25 protein-coding genes and 2 pseudogenes are annotated in these 23,207 nt (G+C 54.5%); 17 read left to right on the forward strand and 10 right to left on the reverse strand.

The features are described 5' to 3' along the window. Positions 1–11: 11 nt before the first annotated feature. The 9 genes from HGBM_RS32550 to HGBM_RS14950 all read left to right on the forward strand — a co-directional run bounded on the left by HGBM_RS32550 (position 12) and on the right by HGBM_RS14950 (position 7,405). Positions 12–131, forward strand: a complete 120-nt coding sequence (locus tag HGBM_RS32550) for a hypothetical protein (protein ID WP_425358559.1) — start codon at positions 12–14, stop codon at positions 129–131. After that, positions 128–985, forward strand: a complete 858-nt coding sequence (locus HGBM_RS14915) for a 3-hydroxyacyl-CoA dehydrogenase NAD-binding domain-containing protein (protein WP_019121890.1) — start codon at positions 128–130, stop codon at positions 983–985. The genes HGBM_RS32550 and HGBM_RS14915 overlap by 4 nt, the downstream gene beginning before the upstream one ends. Next, a complete protein-coding gene (locus tag HGBM_RS14920; protein ID WP_019121891.1) occupies positions 975–1,733 on the forward strand; it encodes a 3-hydroxyacyl-CoA dehydrogenase family protein in 759 nt (252 codons plus the stop codon). Before HGBM_RS14915 ends, HGBM_RS14920 begins: the two co-directional genes overlap by 11 nt. Next, positions 1,730–2,941, forward strand: a complete 1,212-nt coding sequence (locus tag HGBM_RS14925) for a thiolase family protein (RefSeq protein WP_019121892.1) — start codon at positions 1,730–1,732, stop codon at positions 2,939–2,941. The genes HGBM_RS14920 and HGBM_RS14925 overlap by 4 nt, the downstream gene beginning before the upstream one ends. Before the next feature lie 16 nt (positions 2,942–2,957). Then, positions 2,958–4,442, forward strand: coding sequence for an aldehyde dehydrogenase family protein (locus HGBM_RS14930; RefSeq protein ID WP_035287159.1), 1,485 nt, complete (start codon positions 2,958–2,960; stop codon positions 4,440–4,442). Between the two features lie 126 nt (positions 4,443–4,568). Continuing rightward, positions 4,569–5,345: an enoyl-CoA hydratase/isomerase family protein gene (locus HGBM_RS14935; protein WP_019121894.1), complete on the forward strand. Its 777-nt coding sequence runs from the start codon at positions 4,569–4,571 to the stop codon at positions 5,343–5,345. Between the two features lie 118 nt (positions 5,346–5,463). Further along, positions 5,464–6,000, forward strand: a complete 537-nt coding sequence (locus tag HGBM_RS14940; protein ID WP_019121895.1) for a gamma carbonic anhydrase family protein — start codon at positions 5,464–5,466, stop codon at positions 5,998–6,000. After that, on the forward strand, positions 5,997–6,782 hold the full coding sequence (locus HGBM_RS14945; RefSeq protein WP_019121896.1) for an enoyl-CoA hydratase-related protein: 786 nt from the start codon (positions 5,997–5,999) through the stop codon (positions 6,780–6,782). The genes HGBM_RS14940 and HGBM_RS14945 overlap by 4 nt, the downstream gene beginning before the upstream one ends. A 92-nt stretch (positions 6,783–6,874) precedes the next feature. Then, positions 6,875–7,405, forward strand: a complete 531-nt coding sequence (locus HGBM_RS14950) for a superoxide dismutase family protein (protein ID WP_019121897.1) — start codon at positions 6,875–6,877, stop codon at positions 7,403–7,405. Here the strand turns inward: HGBM_RS14950 and HGBM_RS14955 are convergent. Both HGBM_RS14955 and HGBM_RS14960 read right to left on the reverse strand, forming a co-directional pair. Then, positions 7,402–7,737: a carboxymuconolactone decarboxylase family protein gene (locus HGBM_RS14955; protein WP_019121898.1), complete on the reverse strand. Its 336-nt coding sequence runs from the start codon at positions 7,735–7,737 to the stop codon at positions 7,402–7,404. The two genes, HGBM_RS14950 and HGBM_RS14955, sit on opposite strands and share 4 nt — an antisense overlap. Before the next feature lie 140 nt (positions 7,738–7,877). Beyond that, a complete protein-coding gene (locus HGBM_RS14960) occupies positions 7,878–9,263 on the reverse strand; it encodes an aminotransferase family protein (RefSeq protein WP_019121899.1) in 1,386 nt (461 codons plus the stop codon). 175 nt (positions 9,264–9,438) lie between these two features. Between HGBM_RS14960 and HGBM_RS14965 the strand changes: the two genes are divergently transcribed. Beyond that, entirely contained in the window at positions 9,439–10,215 is a 777-nt protein-coding gene (locus tag HGBM_RS14965) for a class I SAM-dependent methyltransferase (protein ID WP_019121900.1), read from the forward strand. A 121-nt stretch (positions 10,216–10,336) separates the two neighbouring features. Beyond that, positions 10,337–11,515 (forward strand): MalY/PatB family protein, encoded by a 1,179-nt coding sequence (locus HGBM_RS14970; protein WP_019121901.1) that lies wholly within the window; start codon positions 10,337–10,339, stop codon positions 11,513–11,515. 18 nt (positions 11,516–11,533) lie between these two features. Here HGBM_RS14970 and HGBM_RS31105 read toward each other — a convergent pair whose 3' ends face one another. Beyond that, complete coding sequence (locus HGBM_RS31105) at positions 11,534–11,701, reverse strand: hypothetical protein (RefSeq protein ID WP_019121902.1); 168 nt, start codon at positions 11,699–11,701, stop codon at positions 11,534–11,536. A gap of 196 nt (positions 11,702–11,897) precedes the next feature. On the opposite strand from HGBM_RS31105, the gene HGBM_RS14980 reads away from it, so the two are divergent. Then, positions 11,898–12,467 carry a biotin transporter BioY gene (locus HGBM_RS14980; protein WP_019121903.1) on the forward strand — a complete coding sequence of 190 codons (570 nt, stop codon included), beginning with the start codon at positions 11,898–11,900 and terminating at the stop codon, positions 12,465–12,467. A gap of 439 nt (positions 12,468–12,906) precedes the next feature. Continuing rightward, the gene (locus HGBM_RS28955; RefSeq protein WP_019121904.1) at positions 12,907–14,208 is read left to right on the forward strand and encodes a hypothetical protein; all 1,302 of its coding nucleotides are present in this window, start codon (positions 12,907–12,909) and stop codon (positions 14,206–14,208) included. Here HGBM_RS28955 and HGBM_RS28960 read toward each other — a convergent pair. From HGBM_RS28960 to HGBM_RS15000, 3 genes and pseudogenes are all read right to left on the reverse strand, one after another. Beyond that, positions 14,180–15,210: pseudogene (locus HGBM_RS28960) on the reverse strand (YheC/YheD family protein). The gene HGBM_RS28955 and the pseudogene HGBM_RS28960 sit on opposite strands and share 29 nt — an antisense overlap. Before the next feature lie 28 nt (positions 15,211–15,238). Continuing rightward, positions 15,239–15,913, reverse strand: a complete 675-nt coding sequence (locus tag HGBM_RS14995; RefSeq protein ID WP_019121905.1) for a hypothetical protein — start codon at positions 15,911–15,913, stop codon at positions 15,239–15,241. 35 nt (positions 15,914–15,948) lie between these two features. Beyond that, entirely contained in the window at positions 15,949–17,301 is a 1,353-nt protein-coding gene (locus HGBM_RS15000; RefSeq protein WP_019121906.1) for an ArsB/NhaD family transporter, read from the reverse strand. Between the two features lie 348 nt (positions 17,302–17,649). Between HGBM_RS15000 and HGBM_RS15005 the strand changes: the two are divergent. Further along, a pseudogene (locus tag HGBM_RS15005) lies at positions 17,650–17,820 on the forward strand (pentapeptide repeat-containing protein); the annotation flags it as partial. Positions 17,821–17,871: 51 nt separating this feature from the next. On the opposite strand, the gene HGBM_RS15010 reads toward HGBM_RS15005, so the two are convergent. The 4 genes from HGBM_RS15010 to HGBM_RS15025 form a co-directional block, all read right to left on the reverse strand. Beyond that, positions 17,872–18,468, reverse strand: coding sequence for a DedA family protein (locus HGBM_RS15010; RefSeq protein ID WP_019121908.1), 597 nt, complete (start codon positions 18,466–18,468; stop codon positions 17,872–17,874). A 60-nt stretch (positions 18,469–18,528) separates the two neighbouring features. Beyond that, positions 18,529–19,344 (reverse strand): hypothetical protein, encoded by an 816-nt coding sequence (locus HGBM_RS15015; protein ID WP_019121909.1) that lies wholly within the window; start codon positions 19,342–19,344, stop codon positions 18,529–18,531. A gap of 66 nt (positions 19,345–19,410) precedes the next feature. Beyond that, positions 19,411–19,776, reverse strand: coding sequence for a DUF423 domain-containing protein (locus tag HGBM_RS15020; RefSeq protein WP_019121910.1), 366 nt, complete (start codon positions 19,774–19,776; stop codon positions 19,411–19,413). A gap of 94 nt (positions 19,777–19,870) precedes the next feature. Next, a complete protein-coding gene (locus HGBM_RS15025) occupies positions 19,871–21,088 on the reverse strand; it encodes an MFS transporter (RefSeq protein ID WP_019121911.1) in 1,218 nt (405 codons plus the stop codon). Between the two features lie 123 nt (positions 21,089–21,211). Here HGBM_RS15025 and HGBM_RS15030 point away from each other — a divergent pair, with 123 nt between their 5' ends. The 3 genes from HGBM_RS15030 (at position 21,212) to HGBM_RS15040 (ending at position 23,202) form a co-directional block, all read left to right on the forward strand. Continuing rightward, positions 21,212–22,114 (forward strand): LysR family transcriptional regulator, encoded by a 903-nt coding sequence (locus tag HGBM_RS15030; protein WP_019121912.1) that lies wholly within the window; start codon positions 21,212–21,214, stop codon positions 22,112–22,114. A 126-nt stretch (positions 22,115–22,240) separates the two neighbouring features. Next, positions 22,241–22,723: a sigma-70 family RNA polymerase sigma factor gene (locus tag HGBM_RS15035; protein ID WP_390620985.1), complete on the forward strand. Its 483-nt coding sequence runs from the start codon at positions 22,241–22,243 to the stop codon at positions 22,721–22,723. Next, positions 22,720–23,202, forward strand: coding sequence for an anti-sigma factor (locus tag HGBM_RS15040; protein ID WP_019121914.1), 483 nt, complete (start codon positions 22,720–22,722; stop codon positions 23,200–23,202). Before HGBM_RS15035 ends, HGBM_RS15040 begins: the two co-directional genes overlap by 4 nt. Positions 23,203–23,207: the final 5 nt, after the last annotated feature.

Consider the following 23,207-nt stretch of genomic DNA (forward strand, 5'->3'; position numbering starts at 1 on the left):
ATGTCACGCTGATGTCCCCGTTTGGAACGGCGCAGTTGGTCCGCCAGTATTACTGCAACGTTTGCCGAAGCGTTTTTGAGTACATCAGGTGGCAGGATGAGGATACGGACAAACGCGAGGGATTCATATGAACGCAAAGACAGTAGGTGTAGTCGGTTCCGGCACGATGGGCTCGGGGATCGCGCAGGTCATCAGCCAAAGCGGCAGCAGCGTGCTTTTATACGACATCAATGAGACGGTGGTCAATCGTGCCATCGCCAAAATAAGCGGGCAGCTGGATCGCCTGCACGAGAAGGGGAAACTGTCCGAAGCCGACTGCCTTGCCGCGAAAGAGAGGATTCGCCCGGCGGTCAACCTGGTGGAACTGCAGCATTGCGAGTTGGTGATTGAAGCAGCTCCGGAACGGCTTGAGATCAAACGCGATCTCTTTCGCCAGCTGGACGAATGCTGCCGGAGGGAGACGATTCTCGCGACCAATACGTCCTCTTTCTCCGTGACGGAAATGGGCGGCTTCACATCGCGTGCGGAGCGCGTGGCCGGGCTGCACTTCTTTAATCCGGCGCCGCTGATGCCGCTCGTCGAGGTGATCAGGGGCATCAAGACGGCGGAAGAAACCGTCAGCTGGCTGTACCGGTTTGCCTGCGATCTCGGCAAGAGCCCGGTCATCTGCGAAGACACTCCGGGGTTTATCGTCAACCGGGTGGCCCGCCCTTATTATAATGAAGCTTTGCGAATTCTGGGAGATCGCATAGCGACTGCGGAGCAGATCGACCGGATCATGAAAAAAGCCGGGGCTTTCCGCATGGGCCCGTTCGAGCTGCAGGATTTGATCGGCATTGACATCAACTTCTCCACGACGGAATCGGTCCACGCCGGATTTTTCGGAGACCCGCGGTTCCGACCGCATACCTATCAGCAGCGGATGATGCAGGCAGGAAAGCTGGGGAGAAAGGCGGGAGGAGGGTTTTACGACTATGACGAGTAGAGTGCGCGTTGCGGTCGTGGGGAGCAGTTCACTTGCCGCTGCCCTGAGAGAATTATGTGCACAGGCAGATGCGGTTGAATTGGTACCGCCAAGCGAAACGGGACATCCCAATCAGCTTGCTGCCGTGATCGAGGCGACCAATGCCGACCTCGCCGAAAAGCGGGCGAACCTGGCGGAAATAGAGCGGCTTGCGGGAGCGGAGACGCTGATCTTGTCCTCGGTACTGGGTGTGACCGCGACGCAGTCAGCCTCTTGGCTGAAGCACCCGTCCAGGCTGGTTGGCTTCGCGGCATTTGCTCCGCTCAAAAAAACGGAATTGATCGAGCTTGCCCCGGCCCTACAGACAGACCCGATCTACCTCGAGCAGGCGCGAGCTGTGCTCGGCAGCATCGGAAAAGAGACGGAAACCGTGGAAGACGAGGTGGGGTTGGTCTTTCCGCGCATCCTCGCGCTGATCGTCAATGAAGCCGCTTTCACGCTGATGGAGCGAACCGCCTCGGCGGAAGATATCGACATGGCGATGCAAAAGGGAACCAATTATCCGCAGGGACCGCTGGCCTGGGCTGATGAAATCGGCTTGGACGATATCTATGCCGTCCTGTCCGGCCTGCATCGGGATCTGGGCGAAGACCGATACCGCCCTGCCCCGCTGGTGCGGAAACTGGTTCACGCCGGGTGGCTGGGCCAAAAGACGGGCAGAGGATTCTATCGCTATCAAAGACAGGAAAACAGGGAGCCGGTAGTATGAGAGAAGCGGTAATTGTTGATGCAGTACGCACTCCGATCGGGCGTTACAACGGTTCGCTCCAAGGTGTTCGCGCCGATGATCTGGCCGCCAAGGTGATTGCCGAGGTGGTCAGGCGCAATCAGCTTGATCCCGGCCTGATCGACGACGTCTACTTCGGATGTGCCAATCAGGGGGGAGAAGACAATCGCAACGTCGCGCGGATGGCCCTGCTCCTGGCAGGCGTTCCGGAGACGGTCCCGGGTGTCACTGTAAACCGTCTGTGCGCCTCCGGACTGGAGGCGATCAACCAGGCGGCAGCCGCCATCCGGGCGGATATCGGCGACGTGTTCATCGCGGGCGGGACAGAGAGTATGACGAGAGCCCCGTACGTGATGATGAAACCGCAGTTTAGCGGCGAGCGGGGCAATCAGACCCTCTACGATACGACGCTGGGCTGGCGGCTGGTCAATCCCGAACTGGCCCGCATGTATCCGCCGATCAGCCTGGGCGAGACGGCGGAAAACGTGGCGGAGCGCTGCGGCATCTCCCGCCGGGAACAAGATGAGTTTGCCCTGGCCAGCCAGGAGAAAGCGGCAGCCGCCATCAGAGCGGGGCGGTTTCGGGATGAGATCGTACCGGTCGAGGTGCGCCAAGGCAAAAACGTGGTCCTGTTTGACACCGATGAACATCCCAGACCGGAGACGACGCTGGAAAAGCTGTCCAAGCTGCAGCCCGCTTTTAAAGCGAACGGCACGGTTACAGCGGGCAATTCTTCCGGGATCAACGATGGCGCCAGCGCCGTACTCGTGATGGAGCGGGAGACGGCACTTAGGCTGGGCTATACGCCGATCGCCCGGATCGTCACCTGGGCAGTCGCCGGCGTCGATCCGGCCTACATGGGGATCGGACCGGTGCCCGCCGTCAGGAAAGCGCTGCAAAAAGCCGGACTTTCCGAGAACCAGCTCGATTTGATCGAAATCAATGAAGCGTTTGCCTCCCAAGCGGCAGCGTGCATCAAAGAGCTTGGGCTGCCGCTGGATAAGGTAAATGTGAATGGCGGGGCGATCGCTTTGGGCCATCCGCTCGGATGCAGCGGCGCCCGGATCGTCACGACGATGGTGCACGAGATGAAACGAAGAGACTGCCGCTACAGTCTGGCGACGATGTGTGTCGGAGTCGGACAGGGAATTGCCACGATCATCGAAAAATGGCAAGCGGCTTGCCAATAACCACCAATCGGGAGGTATGGACGTGTTAAAAGATTACTATCAACTCTTCATCAACGGCAAATACGAAGACAGCAGCAGCGGTGAGTTTTTTGAAACGCACAACCCCGCGACGGGCGAAGTCCTGGCCCGGGTCGCAAAAGCCACCAAGGCAGATGTCGACAAGGCTGTCGCCGCTGCCAGAGAGGCATTCGAAAACGGCAAGTGGTCGAAGTACACGGCGGCAAGACGCGCTCGTGTATTGAACAAGATCGCCGACATCATGCGCAGCAAGCTGGCCGACCTGATCCGCCTGGAAGTGCTGAACAGCGGGAAGACGGTCGATGCCGCCAAGGGGCAAATCAACCAGGCGATCGAGGACTTTGAATTTTACGCTGCTGCCGCCTTGACCCTGCGCGGCGATACCAACCCGGTGCCGAACGGATTTTTCAACTACACCGTCAAAGAGCCGGTAGGCGTCTGCGGCCAGATCATCCCGTGGAACTACCCGCTGATGATGGCTGCCTGGAAGGTAGCGCCCGCACTGGCGGCCGGCTGCACGATCGTCTTGAAACCGGCCAGCCTGACCCCGATCACGGCGTACGTGTTAGCCGATATTTGCCATGAAGCCGGCGTGCCGGAAGGCGTGATCAACGTGATCACCGGCAGCGGTTCCGAGATCGGCCCTTATATGACAGAACATCCCGGCATCGACAAAATCGCCTTTACCGGGGAGACGGAGACCGGGAAGGATATCATGTCCCGCGCTTCTGCCACGTTGAAACGGGTTACGCTGGAATTGGGCGGCAAATCGCCGAGCATCGTCTTTGACGACTGCGACCTTGAAGGCGCCGTTGACGGCTCTTTGTACGGCATTTTCTACAACACCGGACAATCCTGCGAAGCCCGCTCCCGCTTGTTTGTCCATGAGAAGATCTACGACCAGTTTATGGAAAAATTTGTAGAAAAGGCGAAGCGGCTGCGCGTAGGCGACCCGTTTGCCGAAGGCACACACATGGGAGCGGTGATTTCCGCCGGTCACGAACAGGTGATAGACAGTTACGTAAAACTGGCCGTAGAGGAAGGGGCAGAGGTGCTCTACGGAGGGAAGCGGCCGGAAGGGCCCGAGTTTGAAAAGGGGCATTGGTACATGCCGACGATCATCGGCAACGTCACCAATAATATGCGGGTAGCGCAGGAAGAGATTTTCGGGCCGGTGGTAGTCGTGATCAAATTCAGTGACGAAAAAGATGTCATTCGCCAGGCGAACGATTCGATTTTCGGATTGGGGTCCGCTGTTTGGACCAAGGACCACGGCAAGGCACACCGCGTCGCCGCCGCGATTCGCGCCGGAATCGTCATGGTCAATTCTCCGATCTCGGCATTTCCGGGAACGCCGTTCGGCGGATACAAGCAGTCAGGCTTTGGACGCGAACTCTGTCTCGAGACGCTAAACCTCTACACCGAGACGAAGAGCGTCATCTCCTATACGGGCAGCCGTCCGCTCAACCTGTTCGGCCTGTAAGCGCCCTGTGGAAGCGAAAAAATTCAAAAACGATCCAATTGCAAAAATCGGTAGAGTATTATATATTATGTTATACAGACGTTAGTTTAAAAAACATATTATGATAAATCAGAGGAGGAACAAAACATGTCACTTCTTACTTTGAAAAAAGAAAACGGGATTGCCGAAATTCACCTGCACGTCAACAAGACCAACTCGTACAACCTGGACTTCTACAAGGAATTGAATGCCGCGATCGACGATATCCGCTTTGACAACGACATGAAAGTGGCGATCCTGATGAGCGATATGCCGAAGTTTTTCTCTGCAGGAGCCGACATCAACTTCCTCAAAGCAGCCGAACCGCGTTTCAAGACGCAATTCTGCCTGTTCTGCAACGAGACATTGGATAAAATGGCCCGCTCCCCGCAAATTTTCATCGCCTGCCTGGAAGGCCATACCGTCGGCGGCGGACTGGAGATGGCACTGGGCTGCGACCTGCGTTTCATGGGTGACGACTCCGGCAAAATCGGTCTTCCGGAAGTGTCGCTCGGCGTGCTCGCCGGTACGGGCGGCACCCAGCGGCTGGCTCGCCTGATCGGGTATTCCCGGGCGCTCGACATGAACATTACCGGCAAGACGATCAGCCCGCAGGAAGCAAAAGAAATCGGTCTGGTAAATGACGTGTTCCCGCAGGCCGAAACCCGTGAAAGAGTGCTGGAATACGCGAGAAATATCGTGAATAGCGCAACGTACGCCGTCTCCAACATCAAGCTGTCCATCATGAACGGCAAAGAGATGCCGCTCAACGTCGCGATCCGCTACGAAGGCGAGCTGCAAAACCTGTTGTTCCGCTCCGAGGACGCGAAAGAGGGCTTGAGCGCTTTCCTGGAAAAACGCGCGGCGGATTGGAAAGGCGTGTAACGCAAGCAGCGCTACCTTTTCTTACCTCTTTGTGGCAATATCGGCTATGCGAATGGCCGATATTGTCATTTTTCGCGGGTTCACATGATAGATATCCCAACGCGAAGGAGTGGCTGAAGTGATCCTTGAGTACAACGGAAAGAAACCGAAGATTGCCAAAAGCGCTTTTATTGCCCCCAGCGCTTCCATCATCGGCGATGTCACGATCGGGGAGGGTGCGAGCATCTGGTTTGGGGCCGTGCTGCGCGGCGACTGCGGTCCGATCGTGGTCGGAGCCAGAACCAGTGTCCAGGACAACTGCGTGATCCATATGACGGACGGCGGCACCTATATCGCGGAAGATGTCACAGTCGGTCATGGAGCCGTCCTGCACAACTGCCGGATCGGGCGAAGCTCTGTCATCGGCATGAATGCGGTCGTGCTGGACAACACGGAAATCGGCGAAGAATCCGTGGTCGCGGCAGGCAGCATCGTCACGGCCAATCAAACATTCCCGCCGCGAATCCTGCTTGCCGGCAATCCCGCCGTGAAGAAAAAGGAGATCGAGGGCAATTCGCTTTGGTGGGTGAAGGAGAGCTCCAAGTCGTACCAGGAGTTGAAGGAACAGTACATCCGCCAAGGCTATGACAGCAAACCGGAGGAGGAGAGCAGATGACACAGCAGCCAGTCTTGTTTGAGCGAAGCGGACACATCGGGTATGTCAGGCTAAATCGTCCCGACGAGTTGAATGCGCTGGATTACGCTACGTTGTCGCGACTCGGCGAGATCATCGACGAGGTGCAGCAAAATCCCAAAGAGATCAGGGCGGTCATCGTCACGGCGGAAGGGCGAGCTTTTTGTGCCGGGGCTGATCTGAAAGAACGCAGAACGTTGAACGAACAGCAGGTGCGCCGCAATGTCAAGAAGATCAGGGATGTCTTCACCGCGCTGGAGAGATTGCCACAGCCGACGATTGCCGCGATTAACGGTTATGCCTTCGGCGGCGGGTTTGAACTGGCACTTGCCTGTGACTTCAGATATGCCGTCAGGGAAGCCAAACTGGGGCTGACAGAGGTAAGTCTGGGGATCATCCCCGGAGCGGGCGGAACCCAACGCTTGCCAAGGCTGATCGGCCCGCAAAAAGCGAAAGAATTGATTTTTACCGCCCGCAGGATCGACGCCCAAACCGCTCTCGACTGGGGAGTGCTTGGCGGGATCGCGGAAGACCGCAGGGAACTGCACAGCCTGTGCGCCAACCTCGCAGAAGAGATCCTGGCAAATGCGCCTTTGGCTGTCTACCAGGCCAAGTACGCGATTGACCGCGGGGCAGGCGTCGACCTGCAGACGGGGATGGACATCGAGTCAAAGGCATACGAGGTCATCATTCCCACCAGGGATCGGATCGAAGCCCTGGAGGCTTTTCGGGAAAAGAGAAAACCGGAATTTCGCGGCGAGTAACACTTCTTTCGGAAGAAAAGCAAGTGGTTCAACGTACGAAATGCCCATCCGCCACATAGGATACAGGAGTTCAACTTTGGGAGGGTGTTATCATGTACGGATATCCAAATTATGGATATTACCCGCCGAGGGTGTTTTCCCATGCCGCAGAAACTATGCCGACTCGGGCTATCGCACGGATTCAAGGCGGTCCCTTGGCGCCAAATCTCAGCGGGTATGTGGCATTTGAAGAGGTGCCAAACGGAACCGAGGTGTACGTGGAAGTCAACGGACTGCCGCCTTATCAACCGGCTGAAGCGGGCCAATCGCCCATAGGGCCCCATGGCTTCCACATTCATGAAAATGGCAGCTGTGATGTAGGGAACCCGCAAAACCCGTTTCAGTCCGCAGGGGAACACTGGAATCCCGACAATCAGCCGCACGGCCATCACGCCGGCGATTTTCCCGTTTTGTTCTCCAACAACGGGTACGCCCGCATGAGCTTTTTTACAGATCGGTTTCGCGTCCCGGATGTCATCGGCAAGTCGGTTATCATCCATCAAAATCCTGACGATTACCGCACCCAGCCGGCCGGCAACTCCGGCAAACGACTGGCCTGCGGCGTCATTCAAGCCTACAGTTAATGGCGCGGGGCAGACAGGACATCGTTTATCCAATGGACGCTCTGGGAGACGATCATTCCTCCGCTCATGGCGATGGCAACTCCCACTGTCTCCCAAATTTCCTTCTCCGCAGCCCCTTTATGAAGCGCCTCCTGGACGTGGTAACGAACACAGTTGTCATCGCGATGGCTTAAACTGATGCCCAACGCGATCAGATGCTTTTGCTTGGGGGTAAGTTCACCCGCTTTAAAACAAGCGCCGGTTAAGGCATGGTACGAATCTACGATATCGGGCATCACGTTTTGCAAAGCGGATACTTCCTGTTTGTAGTTGTCGTCACGGTTCATGATCATCAAGCTTCACTCCTTGCACAGATGGTAATATTCAATCATGTTCAGCTACATTATTGCCGTATGTCCCCGGGGTTATAAATGAAAGAAAAAGAGCCAGCCTCCCCACGCCGATGACAATGGGGAGGCTGGCTGCTGTTGTGTTACTGACTGATCGCCAGGCCGGACATGACTTCCTCGATGGACTCGGTCAAAATGGCTGCAGCTTCGGCGAGCTGCTGCTCGTTGATATTGAGCGGCGGACACAAGGCGATGATATCGTTGCCAAGATGGGAGATTGCCCGGGTGATCAGTCCTTTTTGCAGCGCCTTTTCAAATACCTGGTTGGCTACCTTCAGGGAAGGATCGAAACTCTTTTTGCCCGCTTTGTCCTGCACCAGTTCGATCTGGGCAAGCAGTCCGCGGCACATTGTGTTGCCGACGCCGGGCGTGGCCGCTTTCATCTGTTCCAGGTGGCGCGAAAGCACTTCGCCCATCGCGCGGGCATTGTCGATGAGACCTTCCGTCTCCAGAATTTCGATGTTTTTCAGAGCGACGGCACAGGCTGCCGGATGGCCGCTGTAAGTAAAGCCGTGCGGCAGTACACCGGAAGAGTTTTCCGTCAATTCCCGGTGAATCCGATCGCTGATGATGACGCCGCCGAGCGGAATGTAGCCGCTGGTGACCCCTTTGGCAAAGGTCAGCATATCCGGCACCACGTTTTCATGCTCGATGCCAAACCATTTTCCCGTGCGGCCAAAACCGGTAATCACCTCGTCGGCTATCATCAGAATACCGTATTCGTCACACAGGCTGCGGACCTCTTGGATGTAGCCGGGCGGAGGGACGATGACCCCGCCGGCTCCTTGAATCGGCTCGACGATGATCGCCGCTACTGTCTCCGGACCTTCTTTTTCCAGCAGCTCGCGGATGCTTTGGGAGGCGCAGGCGAGCTGGCAGTCCGGGTAGGTTTTGCCCAGTTCGCAGTGATAACAGAACGGAGCCGGAGCGTGAACAAACCCGTCCGCCAAGGGACCGACCTTTTCCCGGAAGACAGGCAGTCCGGTCGCGCTGGTCGCTCCCATGGAAACCCCGTGGTAGGCCCTGTTTCTCGCAATGACTTTATAGCGCTGGGGCTGGCCTTTCAGCGCAAAGTAATGCCTGGCCAGTTTAAATGCCGAGTCGTTCGATTCGGAGCCGCCCGAAGTGAAGTGGCAGACATTGAGATCCCCAGGCGCCAGCGAAGCGATTTTCGCTGCCAGCTGAATGACCGTTTCATGGCTAAACCGGTTGAAGGAATGGCTGAATGCCAGCCGGCTCATCTGTTCCATGGCTGCTTCGGCCAGTTCTTTGCGGCCGTGGCCGACGTTTACGTTCCAAAGCTGGGCCAAGCCGTCGATGTATCTCTTCCCGTCGGAATCGTACAGGTAAACCCCTTCCCCCCGTTCCGCAAGCAGACTGGGTCCATGCTGGAAATTGTCCTTTGCCGAAGTTGCCGGATGGAGCAGATGCCTTTTATCCAGCTCCATCAAGGTCGTTTTTGTGCTCATTGCGGTACCCCTTTCCCCTTTTTGAATAAAGACCCGTTTCACCATTGCAATAGTCAGAGTTTTCACTCAAGCCTATCTTCATCATAACAAGCTTTTCGGATTTGTTCAAACGATTCCCCTGAAAATTCCAAATGGTGTATACTAGATAAAACCTTGGAACGTTAGGAGGGAACCGATGTACAGTTACTATGGAAAGCTGAGTACGGAACTCTACGATTTCACCAAACCGGTCGGCAAGTCCATCGGCGGCGATCTTGAGTACTACCTGGCACGGTTACAAAACACAGAGGGAAGGGTGCTGGAAGCCTGGGTTGGGTCAGGCAGGTTTCTGATCCCGCTGTTGGAAAAGGGCTTCGTCGCGGACGGAATCGACTATTCGGCAGACATGCTGCAATCTTGCAAGGAACGCTGTGCAGAGCGCGGCTTCACTCCGGAACTATACCAAATGAGGCTGGAGAACTTTCAACTGCCTCATAAGTATCAGGCCATCGTCATGCCGACAGGGACCTTTTGCCTGATCGAGAATCGGGAGGATTCCATCAACGCACGAAAGTGTTTTTATAACCACCTGGAAGCTGGCGGCCGGATTATCATCGACCTGCTGCTCCCCCATGACTTCAAGGCGGGGGAAATCACTACAAAGGCATTTTCCCTGCCCAATGGCGAAGGGATCACACTTGAAAGCAGATCGATTGATATGGATTGGGTTACTCAAAAAACGAAAACATTGTTAAAGTATGAAAAATGGAAAGACGGTAAATGTATCGACACGGAGCTGCAAGAATTTGGATTGCGCTGGTATGGGGTAGAAGAATTCAGATTGATTTTGGCAGACCTAGGGTTTATCAATATCACGTGCTCTTCAGGTTATGTGTTTGGTAAATATCCTGCCAATCCCCATGAGATGATCACCTTTAAAGCGGAAAAGGGCGGTGACAGGCAAACGCTCTAGGGCGGACTGAACAAGCCGGAGACAGATGAAGCCTACACCTGCCGTTCGAAACCGCGCATTGCTAGCGGGATTAAAATCTACTAAGATGAAGGAGATTCGAAGCTCGGGAGGAGGATGGTACATGCGGTACGATTTTGACAAACCAATCAATCGATTTCATACGGCCTCCGAAAAGTGGGACCAGCTGGAGGAGCATTTCGGAGACAAGGATCTGCTGCCGATGTGGGTGGCAGACATGGATTTTGCGTCCCCCGAACCGGTGATAGAGGCGATCAAACAAAGGGCCGAACACGGAATATTCGGATATACGGTCATCTCGGACGATTATCTGGAGGCCGTCGTCAATTGGATGCGAGTCAGGCACGACTGGGCAATTCAGAAAGACTGGGTATGCCACAGTCCGGGGGTGGTGCCCGCCCTGCACTTTATCGTCCAATCGCTTACGCAGCCTGGCGATAAAGTCATGTTTCAACCTCCTGTCTACTACCCGTTTTCCAAAGTGATCGCCAATAATGGCCGGGAGATTGTCTACAATCCGCTCAAATGTGAAAACGGCCGGTACCAAATGGATCTGGACGATCTGCAGAAGAAAATCGCCGGTGTCAAGCTGCTGATCCTCTGCAGTCCGCACAATCCGGTGGGCAGGGTCTGGACCAAGGCGGAGCTGGCTGAATTGGGCCGGATCTGCCTGGAGCACAACGTGCTGGTCATCTCCGACGAGATCCATTTTGACCTCGTGTTCAAAGGGCATACCCACACGCCGTTTGCGGCCATCTCAGAGGAATTTGCGCAAAACTCGATCATCTGCACCGCGCCTAGCAAAACCTTTAATTTGGCCGGACTGCAAACCTCCAATATCATCATCCCCAATCAGAAGCTGCGGAAGGTCTTTGCCGATACGGTAGACAAGCATTTTCTCGGGCTGCCGGGCACCTTTGGCCTCGTCGCTGCAGAAAGTGCCTACAGGCACGGCGGAGAGTGGCTGGATCAATTGTTGGCATATCTCGAACAAAACCGGGATTTCCTGACGGCCTACCTGCAGCAGAACCTGCCGGAACTGAAGGTGATCAAGCCGGAAGGAACCTACCTCGTCTGGGTAGATTGCCGCGGGCTTGGCCTGGGTGTAAGACAACTGGAGCAATTGATGCTGCAGCAGGCCAAAGTAGCTTTTAATCAAGGATATGTTTTTGGTCCGGGCGGCGAAGGGTTTATCCGCATCAACATCGCTTGTCCCCGTGCGCTGTTGGAAGAAGGGCTAACAAGAGTCAGTGCGGCGGTAAGGAGTTTGAAAAAAGGATAGTTTCCCGGGGCGGAAGGGCTAGTTTTGCTCCGGCAGCTTGTCCCAAACGACAATAATCAGCGTCGCAATCGGACCGAACAGTAACGAGAGAAAAAACCAATTCAGTCCGCTGCGGTTTTTGCCCTGGGCCAGTCCGGCATTGATGAGCGCCAGAGTGCCCCAACCGACAAAATATTGATTCTCCATGACAGATTACCTCCAAGGTTAAACATCCAGCGTGAAATGACGCCGTTTCTCTTACCGTATCACATGTTTTCATCCGCGGCCATCCTTTCATATTGGAATGTTAATCATCAGTAGGATAATAGTTGACTTTTTTTCTTGCACCCCACATAATGTTAACTGAAATAATAATTTGGTTAACAATATGTGGGGTGTTGTCATGAACAGTACGAGTGAACGGCTCAAGATGTTCGTCGTCGCGGCGATGTTTGCTGCGATTACCGGAATCTTGGCCCAGATGGTCATTCCGCTGCCGCTTGTGCCGATTACCGGCCAGACGCTTGCGGTCGGCCTGACGGCGACGATCCTGGGCAGCCGCTACGGCACTTTGGCGATGATTTTGTACGCGATCATGGGGGCGATCGGCCTGCCTGTCTTTACCGAGGCCAGCGGAGGGTTTCACGTCATTCTCGGGAAGACCGGCGGCTACATCATCGGCTTTATCTTTACAGCATTTGTCACTGGAATCATTCTGGAGAAAACCCGGTTTTCCTTTCTCTACGCGATGCTGGCCAATACGGCAGGGATGGTCGTCACGCTCGTGTTCGGCGTGGTTCAGTTGAAGTACGTGCTCGACGCGCCTTGGGACAAAGCTCTGGAATGGGGCGTCTACCCGTTTATTGTTGTAGGTCTGATCAAAGCGGCCCTCGCTTCGTTTATCGGGGTGAAGGTGCGTGAACGCCTCATCGCCGCCCGGTTGTTAAAGGAAGAAGTTCCAAAATCGGCTTAACAAAAAGCAACATGGAAGATCCGGCGGGTACATCTTGCATGTAACAAGGAAAAAGCTCGAGGCAGAAGAAAAAAATGGAGCGAGCGCAGGCCTTGGCAGCGCCAACCCAGTCGGAACGGAAAAAAACGGCACGCGCTTGTCGACCAAATTCTACGTTGAGTTACTTGCAGTAGTTTTTGGTCGACGTGCCGTTTTTTGAAGTGTAGACGGACATTCCAGCTTCCCCGCCGGCGCGCCACGAACGAAGCGAGCCCATTTTTTTCTTCCCCAACCACCATGTTCGCACAAACCAATAACCGTCAGGGAAAAAGCACCCTGACGGTTTTTCAGCCAACACATCGGCATAAAAAAATTCTGCTAAAAGATGTAACGTGTTCTATCCCTCCTGCGTCTTAACTATACTGAAACGGTTGGTTTAACAAAGAAATGAGGGATAAACATGAATAAAAAGATGATCTTCATTCCACTTGCGATACTGCTTTTGACGTATACGCCGGAGGCCATTTACGCTGCCGGAAATCCGTCGCCGCCGATCCTGGACGACAAAGGAGCTAATCAGACGTCAGAGCAAGTCAAGCGGCTGCAGCGGCAAATTGAGCAGCTGGAGAGTGCGCTGGCGCCGCGGACTCCGCTTGAGGCGGTGGAAACGTGGGCGAAGGGAGTCATGACGCGCAACGGCGCCCTGCAGTATGCGATGATGGATCCGAAGCTAAAGGAAGCAAGCAGGACTGATCTCGAACAGAACGGCTGGGTCACAGGCGTATCCAGTCCGTGGATCGAGGGCTTCCAGATCGTCAAGGAAACGCTCTTGGACGATGGGGAAAGAGAGTATGAAGTTCATTTCCCCGGGATGACCTCTACCGGTCCGGCTGGAGTAACTGCAGTAAAGGCTGTCGTGAAGCGCTACGATGATCACTGGTACCTGTCGGCGATTGCCGATCAGCAACTGGATGAGAAGAGTGCGCCGGCAAAGCAGATGAGTCCGGCCCTTCACTATACAGATGTTAAGTTCGGGTACTCCTTGACATTTCCCCAGGGGTGGGACGGGAAATACGGAGTCGACAAGGGACAAAATTCAGCCGCTTTTTACATGAGAACGGCTGACGGTGGAAAAGTCTTTCTGTTTTTGCTGGAAGTCTACACGGAAGAAGAATGGGCTGAATACCAGAAGGCAAAAGAGACGGATTGGGGCAATTACAGGCAGTCGGCCACTTTGGCTAAAGAGATTGCCAAACAGGACGGCTATGTCTACACGTATATCCCCGCTTCCGGAAATGCATTGCTGGATGGCGTACACCAGCAGGAAGCTGCCGACCTGGAGCAGATGAAGGCGGGGATCCCGGCGGCTCTCGCCAGTTTTCAAGCCGGGAAGGTAAAGCCGATTGCTTACAGCGACAAGCAGCTCGGCTTTAGCCTGGAATTGCCGCGCACCTGGGAAGGGATGTACGAAGTTCGCCAGGATGAAAAAAATCGCGTCTCTTTCTACTACAAACCTGGTACAGAAGAGCCCGGTTGGCTGTTCAGCATCTCGACCATGAGCAAAGCAGAGTGGGATCGCACCAAGGATGAGGTGGGTCCGAAGAAGTTGATTGAACAAGTCGGCGACACCTGTTACATCTATACGTACTCGCTAGATATCCCCTACTCGGACGGCAACCATCCCCGGGAGACAGTTGGCTATGCGCTGGCATATAAGGATATACAAAAAGTGATCAGTTCGTTCCAATCAATAAAAGGCTGATATGCCGCGGATGGAGCGGGCCGGTTTTTCCAGGGACTGCCCGCCTGATCGCGGCGCCGTTTTTGGGCTGGATCGCGCGCCTGATGGCAGTCCCGTTTTTGACCTGGGCCCTGGGCTTGTTGGCAGCACTCCTGTTGGCCCGAATCGCGGGTTTGACGGCAGCATCGTTTTTTGCCTGTACCCTCTGCCTGTTTGCGGCAGCGGGTTTTTCAGTTCGGCGCTGTCTTCTCCGATTCGCGAGGATGGTCCAGTACATGCTCTTATCCTTCAGTTTCCGAAAGAGGGAGAGGGCTGGAGAGAAGTTTGCTTCGATGATCCAGACATTTCCCTGCTTGTCGACCCCTACATCCATGCCGACCATGGAGAGCCAGCGGTAGCCGGACTGCAGCTGTGCAGCCGACCGGAGCGAAATCCGGTCGATTTTTTTTGCCAGCTGAGCGGGGTTGGGCGATTTGACCGAGGAATGGTTTAGCGCCGTATGGAGGGGCAGTACCCTCCCCCTGCTCCGTGCCGTGTTGGTAATGATAAATCCGGGACCGGCGACCTTCGCCAATTTGCCGGTCACCTTCCACGCCGAGCCGGCAGGGCGCTGCACCATCACACGGACGTCAAAAGGCCGGCCGTTTACCTCGGCCAGATGAATTCGCCGTTGAATCAGGCAAGGGCGTGATTTCACCAGCATTTTACGTGACGACAGGCATTGCCCGGGCCGGAGAGAATCTGTCTGTTGGTTCCGCTGTGAACGCTGTAACGCTGGTTGCCCTGTGCGGATACCATGATGACGCCCATCCCTTGGTATCCCGTGGTCGGTTTGACAATCACAGTGGAGTAGCGGGCAAGGAAATCGAAAAAATTGCGCTCTGTAAACATCCGGGTCGGAGGCAGCGCGGCCGCCAACAGCTGGTCCTTCTGAAGAATCTGATGCTTTCGCCACTTATTCAAGCTGTTTTTCATCGAGAATCGGCTCCCTTCTAGCCTGTTGACGCCAGCCATTTCGATCATCGCGCCCTATCAGCGTTGCAGCATGCCATTACGACACTCCCGGCAGATGAAAGGTTTTTAGATGCCGCAAATTAAGCAGCCGACTCTTTCCGTTCGCCGTGACAAGCTTGAGCATGCTGCTCTCCATCTTTACCAGAAGTCCGATCTTGTTTGGATGATCCCCAAGGTCAAATACGACCAGATTTCCCTCCAGCCTTTTGCATTGCTGCTCAAATGTACGGGACAGCGGAATCGAAGTCGGATTAACCGGGAAGTGCTGATTGGCTAATGAGTAAGGAGTCAGGTGAGGAGGGGAGGGAATGATCCATTTTACATGGTCGAGAGACACAAAGATCGTGTTGTAAACGGGAGAATAAAAGACAAAGTAATCATTCATAATGCTGGTGACATAGCCGTGAATCGATTTGTTCCCGGTTACGTAAATTTCGATGAATTTGCCCTTTGCATTGTCCAATACTTTTCGGTACGAGATATTGTCGGTTTGGAAGTGGATGGGCACATCAGGCGGCTGTTCGGGTAAATCCTCCGGCAAGGAACTTTGTTCGATATGCTGAACATGTACCAATGGTATATAGATGAACTCCTGTTCTTGATAGATTACGATGATATCCAGTCCCGCGTCGATCAGAACTCCTTGATAAAAACTCTTTCCGGAAATCTCCACATCAATATTTTTTCCAATCAGTTGAAGCAGCTGTTCCATTTTTGATGCCTCCAATCCCAATAAAGCCTTTCTTGCTAGAAAATCCAGGATACCCAATACGCGAGAATGATTAAGGTGAATAGAACGGTGACCGGAATGACGACAGAGGTTACTCTTAGGTACTCGCTCCAGCTTATTTTCACTTTTCCTTTTTTCAGTATATGCATCCAGAGCAGTGTAGCCAGTGTTCCGATCGGCAGCAGCAGGGAGCCTACGTCGCTGCCGATGACGCTTGCCAAATAGGAGATTTTTAATGGAAGCGGCTCAAGCCCCATGTTGGTTAACGTGAGGGTTCCGATCATCAAGGCAGGATGGTTGTTGAATAGGTTAGACAGAATGGACACGAGGAGCCCCATCATCACACTCGCATGCAGCAAGTCTCCGGAGACAATCGGCAGAAAGAAATGGACAAGCATATGGGTCAATCCAATATTGTGCAAACCGTAGATGATCACATACATGCTGAAGGCAAAGACGAGGATATGCCACGGCGTTTTCTTTAGCATGTCTGTAGGTGCGACTCTCAAATAAAACCACCGCCAAGCCAGCAGGAAGAGAGAACCGATTACCGCCATTAACGGGACGGGAAAGTGGATATAAGAGGCGACGAAGAGGCTGACGCGTACACCCAGTACAAAGAGCAGGATATAGCACATGAATTGGGTCTGCTTCTCTTGGGGGATGGGGGACGTATCTGTCTTTAACGGGTGATTCCCTGAAGTCGGCTGGTAATTCCAGAGGCTGAGCTTGGACGTAGGAAGCTTGCGCGGCAGTTTGGAATAAAAGATAAGAAACAGCAGGAGCGTAAGGAGAACAAGTCCGAGCGAAGAGGGAACAAACATCATCGCTGTATGCAGATAGAGATCCATGTGGACAATTTTTAAGGCGATCAAATTCACGATATTGCTTACTCCGATCGGGGCGCTGGATGCTGTGGCAATCAAGGCGCCGCTTAGCAGGTAGGGAATTTTTTGATGGGTTTTAAGTCCTAAATTATGAAGCAAGAGCAGCAAAATGGGTGTCGTAATCAGGATGCTGCCATCGTTATTGACGAACAGGGTCATGAGGAAGCAAAAAAGGTTCGTGTACCAGAAGAGGCGAATACCTGATCCGTTCGCTTTTTCTGCCAACTTCTCAGCGGCCCAGTGGAAGAACCCGAAGCTCTCCAAAACGATCGCCATCACAATCGTAGCCATGATGGTAATGGCAGCTCCCCCTATGGTCTCCGTGATTATTCCCAGATCGCTTAGAGAAACACTGCCGCTGAGGAGGACAAAAAAAGCGCCGCAGACAGCCGGTATTGCCACGTTGACTTGGGGACGCGAAAAGAGAAACAAGAGTGTGCAAATAAACGACATGATTGTGATAGGAATCATCAATTCTGCCATGCAGCAGCCATCCTTTCGATAAACCGGGTTACTTTTTCCTCTCTTTCATTTGTCCTTGAAGTTCATTTGTAATGTACAATACGCGATGTCCAGATGATGAGGACTAAACTATTATCTTAATGCTCTCAAATTTCCACCAAGACCTATCAACTATGATGGATAAGTGACAGATCTACCTGATCAATAGTTGACTAGTTTTAACCGTCTCTTACGCGGGTGGAGACCGCGAATGCTCCCTTTTCCCAACGACAAAAAGGCAGTCCGCTGTTCCGGACTGCCACCTATGGATTGTCTAAACGCAGGATTCGGCTCGCAAAAAACATGACTATGAGAATCCGCGGCCTTGCCTTCGGCGCGGGGCAAAAAACTTCGCAAATGACCTTCGGCGGCCGCGACTGGCGGCAGTCGCCGGAATCCGCAAAACAAATGTTCGAGGTATTTCCCATCATGCAGCAGCTACACGAGCTCCTGTGGTACCTGACCGAGGCGCTAACGCTGCAGCCGGCCCGCCCGATCCACTGGACCGCCTGCGAAGCGTAAGTCAAGCGGGCGCATGCAGGTGGGGGTTCTCTATGTTCTGCTCCGTCTCAACCTGAGCAAAAGGGCGGAGACGAGTCCGAGCAGGACGATGCAGATGACGAGGTACCAGCCGTATCGATGGGCAATCCGCTCAACGCGATGCCAGTTTTCACCGAGAGCCCGGCCGAGCATAATAAACGAAAAGCTCCATAACAAAGCACCTGAATAAGCAAACAGCGCAAAAGTCCGCCGCTCCATTCCGGAGATGCCGGCGAGATACGCAGTAATGTGGCGGACGCCGGGAATGAAGTAGCCGAAGAACAGCAGGACACTTCCGTACTTCTCAAACAGATTGTGTGTCCACTGCAATTTTTGCTCCGTGATATGTATTTTCGGCCCGTATTTCTTTAAGAACGGGAGTCCCAGTTTCAAACCCAATATGTAGCTGACGGTGATCCCGGTCGCAGAACCGAGAAAAGCGCTCAACAAAGACAGGGAGAACAAAACCTTCCCTTGTGAAACCATGTATCCCAGAAATGCCATTAGCGCTTCGTCGGGAAGCGGAAGTCCGATGACTCCGAGTGCCAGGGCAGCGTAAATCCCGACGTATCCGTAGTGGCTGATGACGTATGCCAAATGCTGTTCCAATGAGACCTCCCCTTTGACTCCATGATAACAGAAATGGGCCTACACGAAAAACAGCACCATTCAAATTGGGTGCTGTCTTATTTTTAAAGTCGCTTTTGCCAGTTTCCACTTGTTTTCCGCCGGATCCCATCGCCAATGCGAGACAACATGGGCGATCGTATCAGCGTTGACCACTCCGGACACGCGCTGTATGCCCTGTAAATCGCAGCCTGCCGTCGGTTCATCCGGCATTGGTTTCAGTTCGCTGTAGGCATTTGCCATCAGGCTGATCGGTTGGACCAGTTTTCCCGCTTTGTACATATGCAGTTGGTCGTAATATGGTTTTCGGTCGTGCAGATCGATTTCGTATGTTTGCTGCGTGTTTTCGAGGGTAAGCTTCGCTGCGTAATTGTCCTGGAGGTTCCCGGTAACCTGCACAGGCGGCGGTACGGGCATCGATACCAGCTTGTCCTCCGCAACCGCATAGAGGTAATAATCAGAGGTTCCGCCGCTCCCCCCGGTTTCCGCCGAGACGAGAATGTCAGCCGCTTTTCGTCCGGTAAAGCCGCAAAAGGTCAGCCGGGGATTGCTGCCACCTCCCGAGGAAGCGGAGAGAGGATGGCCCGCTTCATTCTCGACAGCGACGAAAAGCTTTTCCCAGTAGACGCTGGATGAGTCTTTTTTTCCGATCAGCGAAACCAGGTCGGGTTTGCCGTCGCCTGTCACATCTATTCGCTTGCTTTCCAATAGATACGAATTGTTCGGGAGGTTGAATTTCTGATACCCGTCTGGAAGCGGAATCGGCTGCTGTCCCAAAGATGCGGCTAGTCCGGTACCGGCAAGGCCGCTCCCCGCGAGAACGAGGCAGAGCATGAAGATGAGCACGCGTTTTCTCATCAACGAACCCCCTTTTTTAGGGTATCGTTTCCATTCTTTGGTGGAATATGCGTCTTTTTACCCGTTCTACAGAGAAATTGCCTGAATCACGAGCAGCAGCCAGCCGATGAGAAACGCCAATCCGCCCAGCGGTGTAATCGCGCCCAACTTCCTGATGCCGCTTGCCGCCAAGGCGTAAAGGCTGCCGGAAAAGAGGATGATGCCGATGATGAAGAACCATCCCGCTGTGACGAGAAGTGTGGCGGAGCGATCGGCTAACATTCCGGCAAGAAGCAGCGCCAGTGCGTGGTACATCTGATATTGCACGCCCGTCTGAAAGACCGCCAGCCGATCCGGCGTCAATTTGGATTTGAGCGCATGGGCGGCAAACGCTCCCAGCACCACCGAGAGAAATGCCAGGATACCGCCGATGATCAGAAATGTTTTCACCATGAAAGTACCTTCTTTCTGCAAGAGGGGATTGATTAGAGCTTCTGCTCATAGTGTATTGTACATCTGATCGCGCTGCACATGCCAGATGTATCACCTAATACCGGGCCGTCTCTTTTACCTTTGGCGGCAGCAGCCACTTGGCGGCAAAGGCGAGCAAAAGCAGGGCGCCGCCCAGATAGACGACAGACATCCCGGCTGCACTGTTCATCAAATATGCGAACATCGGGCCGATCGCGGCTCCTGCGTCGATCGAGATGGTGTAGAAGGTGACGATCGCTGCTTTTGCCGACGGGGACTGCGCGGCGCGATCCGCCGCCAGCGTGTCGCTCAAGGTGGTCAAAGCCGTCGCCGTCAATTGGACCCCGACCAATAGCAGTATCCAAAGGCCGAGCGGCATGTGGACGGGGATCAGGGCGAAGAAAACCGCGGCGCAGACCAGGGCGTAAGCGAGGAAGTGGCGGCGGCTGATCCGTCCGTCCGAGATGCGCCCAACCAAGGGGGCAAGCCATGGCTCCCAAGCCCAGCGCAGCGCTTGCAGCGTGCCGGCGATCGCGGCGGCGCCAATCGTCATGCCCAAAAGTGTCACGTTTTCCGCGTACTGTCTGACGACAAGATAGCTGACCGTGGAGGCAAAAATGCCCGCGTACAGCATCGAGATATACAAGCCGGTCGCCATCGTCCAGAGCACCTGGCGATCTCGCCACAGGGAGGCGGCAGCCGCTGCGGAAAGATCGGCGGACTGAAAGTTCGTTTTGCCTTTGGGCACATAGCGAAACAGGAAGGGAAGTGCGGCTGCCGTCACGCCTGCAAACAGCAGCGCCACGGGCTGCAAACCCCAGGAATCGGCCAGGAAGCCGCCGGCCGACATGCCAAATAAACTGCCCAACCTGTACAAACCGTTGTACGTTCCCATGTAGTAACCGCGATTGTCATCATCTGACACATCCAGAATGGCGAACTGGGCGCCCATTCGCAGCAGCCCCCAGGAGACACCCCAGAGGCAGCGAAGTGCCAGCCAAGCAAAAAAACCGTAGCAAAGCCCGTAACCCGCTGTGGTGACGATCGCCAAAAGCACGGCGATCAGCATCGCAGGACGTTTGTGCAGTTTCTGGTAAACCCAGGCGACGAGCGGATTTAGCGGCAGGCGAACGATTCGATTGACCGATAGCAGCAGTCCCACCTGCCACAAGGAATCCAGCCCTGCTTCCGCCCAGCGGATGGGCAGCGCGATGTACAGCATCGAATCTCCGAGCAGGCAGGCTGCCGTCAGTAAGGAGATGACAACCACTTGTTTCCGGTTGCCTGTTTTCATGGTAAGCTCCAAGCCCTTTCCTAATCTTTTGGTTACGAATAGAATATATAAGATGCCAATTCATAAATCTAATCAATTTTAAGAATAAAATCATAAATTTTATTGATGGGTTGTGGGTATGAAATGAATCTGCACGCATTGCGCATTTTTACGGAAGTAGCCAGTCGGGGGAGTGTGACACGGGCGGCGGAAGCCCTGTTATTGACCCAGCCCGCCGTGACGGCACAGGTGCGAAGACTGGAGGTGGAGATCGGCCTGACGCTCTTGACGCCGCAAGGGAGGGGTGTCCAGTTGACAGAAGCGGGCGAGCTGCTGGCTCGGCATGCGCAGCGCCTGTTTGCGATGGAAAAAGAGATCGAGCAGCGGCTGCAGGCCTTAAAAGAAGGGACAAGCGGCCGCCTGCGAGTTGCGGCGACCAATCTGCCGGCCAATTTGCTGCTGCCGGTCTGGCTGGCCAGGTTCAAGCGGGAGCACCCGGGGATTCAACTGGAGCTGGTGACGGGAAACTCGCGGGAAGTGTACGAACGGCTCCTGACGTTTGAAGCGGACCTCGCTCTGGTCGCTGGCGGTTGGGAAGCAGAAGGCGTCTTGCGGGAGGTGTTGTTCGAGGACGAGCTTTGGTTCATCGTGCCGGTTGATCACGAGTACGCGGGCAGACAAGTGCCGCTTGCCGACATGATGAAGGAGCCGTTTTTGCTGCGGGAAGAAGGGAGCTCGACGAGGCAGATGTTGATCTCACTCTGCATCGCCAACAACGTCGAGCCGCCTCCGGTCGGATTGCAGTTTTACGGCATGAATGAATCCATTCGCTCCGTCATCTCCGGCTATGGAGCGATGCTTGTGCCCTCGCTGGCCGCCCGGGGATTCGTCGAGCGGGGCGATGTGGCCCTCGTCCATGTGGAGGGAGTAAAGCTGAACTGGCCGATCTCGCTTTGCCAAAGAAAGGCAGATCCGCTTTCGCCTGCTGCGGCCCGCTTTGTAGCCCGGATCAAGCAGCTTTTTGCTTCAAACAAAAAAATTTTGTAAAAAAGTGCAGGGGACAAGCCGGGGCAGTTCGTCTATACAAGAGAGAGAAAGGGGGGGAGGAACATCCAGGATGAACAACTGATTCGACAGATCATCGCCGGCGATGCGGAAGCGTTTCGAATCTTTCTGGAACGGTACCGACAGTATCTGTTTCAAGTGGTTTATTCCGTTTTGCGCCATCAAAAAGACGCGGAAGACGTGACACAGGAAGTGTTCGTACAGATTTACCTGTCCCTCCCCCAGTATCAATCACAAGGGATAAAGGCGTGGATGACCCGCATTGCGGTCAACAAGGCGATCGATTGGAAGCGCAAAGCGCAGCGAAGCCGGGAGGAACTGACAGAATCACTCGATCAGCTTTCCGTCCCTGTCGCGGCGGAAGCGGCGGATTCGCCTGTTTTGCAGAAGGAGTACAGGGAGACGATCCGCGGGCGTCTGCATGAGCTTCCGCAAAATTATCGGGAAGTGGTGTACGCCTATTATTTTGAAGAGAAATCGTATCAGGAGATTGCCAGCGAACAGGGGATCGAGCCTAAAAGCGTGGAGTCCAAACTGTACCGTGCGAGAAAGTGGATACGCAGCCATTGGCAGGAGGGGGATTTCCGATGAGGCATTACACAAGAGCAGAGTGGAGCAGCTATCTGCAGGATGTGCTGTCCGAGTCCGAACGGGAGCAGTACGAGCAGCACCTGTATCGCTGTGAGGAGTGTCTGGCCCTCTACATGGACTGTCTGGAAGCCGGCGGGACCAGCCTTCCGCTGCTGACAGACGAGCGGCAGTTTGCCGATGCCGTCATGGACGAGCTGTCCAGGCGGGAATGGCCGGCGATTCAGCCGCAGACAGCGCGCAGGGAGACCAAACGCAGCCAGGTGAAACCGTGGTATCAGCAGACGATCTTTCACTATGGGGTGGCAGCAGCCATCACCTTTATCCTGATGTCTGCGGGAGTCTTTCAACAGGTGTTTGCGGTCTCGGCGCATCTGACCGCCTCGACCCAGCGGGAGCAGCAGTCCTCGTTCTCCGACAGGTTGATGCAAAAGGCGGTCACGGTCATCGATACGATACGGCTTCGCGAGCAAAGGAGGTAGTTGTT

The organism is Brevibacillus massiliensis (genome assembly GCF_000311785.1).
Taxonomy (GTDB): domain Bacteria; phylum Bacillota; class Bacilli; order Brevibacillales; family Brevibacillaceae; genus Brevibacillus_C; species Brevibacillus_C massiliensis.

Coding starts and splice junctions, on each gene's coding strand:
- HGBM_RS14915 (WP_019121890.1), top strand. CDS start 128: ATGAACGCAAAGACAGTAGGTGTAGTCGGTTCCGGCACGATGGGCTCG.
- HGBM_RS32550 (WP_425358559.1), top strand. CDS start 12: ATGTCCCCGTTTGGAACGGCGCAGTTGGTCCGCCAGTATTACTGCAAC.
- HGBM_RS14930 (WP_035287159.1), top strand. CDS start 2,958: ATGGACGTGTTAAAAGATTACTATCAACTCTTCATCAACGGCAAATAC.
- HGBM_RS14970 (WP_019121901.1), top strand. CDS start 10,337: ATGCGGTACGATTTTGACAAACCAATCAATCGATTTCATACGGCCTCC.
- HGBM_RS14945 (WP_019121896.1), top strand. CDS start 5,997: ATGACACAGCAGCCAGTCTTGTTTGAGCGAAGCGGACACATCGGGTAT.
- HGBM_RS15040 (WP_019121914.1), top strand. CDS start 22,720: ATGAGGCATTACACAAGAGCAGAGTGGAGCAGCTATCTGCAGGATGTG.
- HGBM_RS15020 (WP_019121910.1), bottom strand. CDS start 19,776: ATGGTGAAAACATTTCTGATCATCGGCGGTATCCTGGCATTTCTCTCG.
- HGBM_RS15000 (WP_019121906.1), bottom strand. CDS start 17,301: ATGGCAGAATTGATGATTCCTATCACAATCATGTCGTTTATTTGCACA.
- HGBM_RS14950 (WP_019121897.1), top strand. CDS start 6,875: ATGTACGGATATCCAAATTATGGATATTACCCGCCGAGGGTGTTTTCC.
- HGBM_RS14965 (WP_019121900.1), top strand. CDS start 9,439: ATGTACAGTTACTATGGAAAGCTGAGTACGGAACTCTACGATTTCACC.
- HGBM_RS15030 (WP_019121912.1), top strand. CDS start 21,212: ATGAATCTGCACGCATTGCGCATTTTTACGGAAGTAGCCAGTCGGGGG.
- HGBM_RS14980 (WP_019121903.1), top strand. CDS start 11,898: ATGAACAGTACGAGTGAACGGCTCAAGATGTTCGTCGTCGCGGCGATG.
- HGBM_RS15015 (WP_019121909.1), bottom strand. CDS start 19,344: ATGAGAAAACGCGTGCTCATCTTCATGCTCTGCCTCGTTCTCGCGGGG.
- HGBM_RS31105 (WP_019121902.1), bottom strand. CDS start 11,701: ATGGAGAATCAATATTTTGTCGGTTGGGGCACTCTGGCGCTCATCAAT.
- HGBM_RS14935 (WP_019121894.1), top strand. CDS start 4,569: ATGTCACTTCTTACTTTGAAAAAAGAAAACGGGATTGCCGAAATTCAC.
- HGBM_RS14925 (WP_019121892.1), top strand. CDS start 1,730: ATGAGAGAAGCGGTAATTGTTGATGCAGTACGCACTCCGATCGGGCGT.
- HGBM_RS15025 (WP_019121911.1), bottom strand. CDS start 21,088: ATGAAAACAGGCAACCGGAAACAAGTGGTTGTCATCTCCTTACTGACG.
- HGBM_RS14960 (WP_019121899.1), bottom strand. CDS start 9,263: ATGAGCACAAAAACGACCTTGATGGAGCTGGATAAAAGGCATCTGCTC.
- HGBM_RS14920 (WP_019121891.1), top strand. CDS start 975: ATGACGAGTAGAGTGCGCGTTGCGGTCGTGGGGAGCAGTTCACTTGCC.
- HGBM_RS28955 (WP_019121904.1), top strand. CDS start 12,907: ATGAATAAAAAGATGATCTTCATTCCACTTGCGATACTGCTTTTGACG.
- HGBM_RS14995 (WP_019121905.1), bottom strand. CDS start 15,913: ATGGAACAGCTGCTTCAACTGATTGGAAAAAATATTGATGTGGAGATT.
- HGBM_RS14955 (WP_019121898.1), bottom strand. CDS start 7,737: ATGATCATGAACCGTGACGACAACTACAAACAGGAAGTATCCGCTTTG.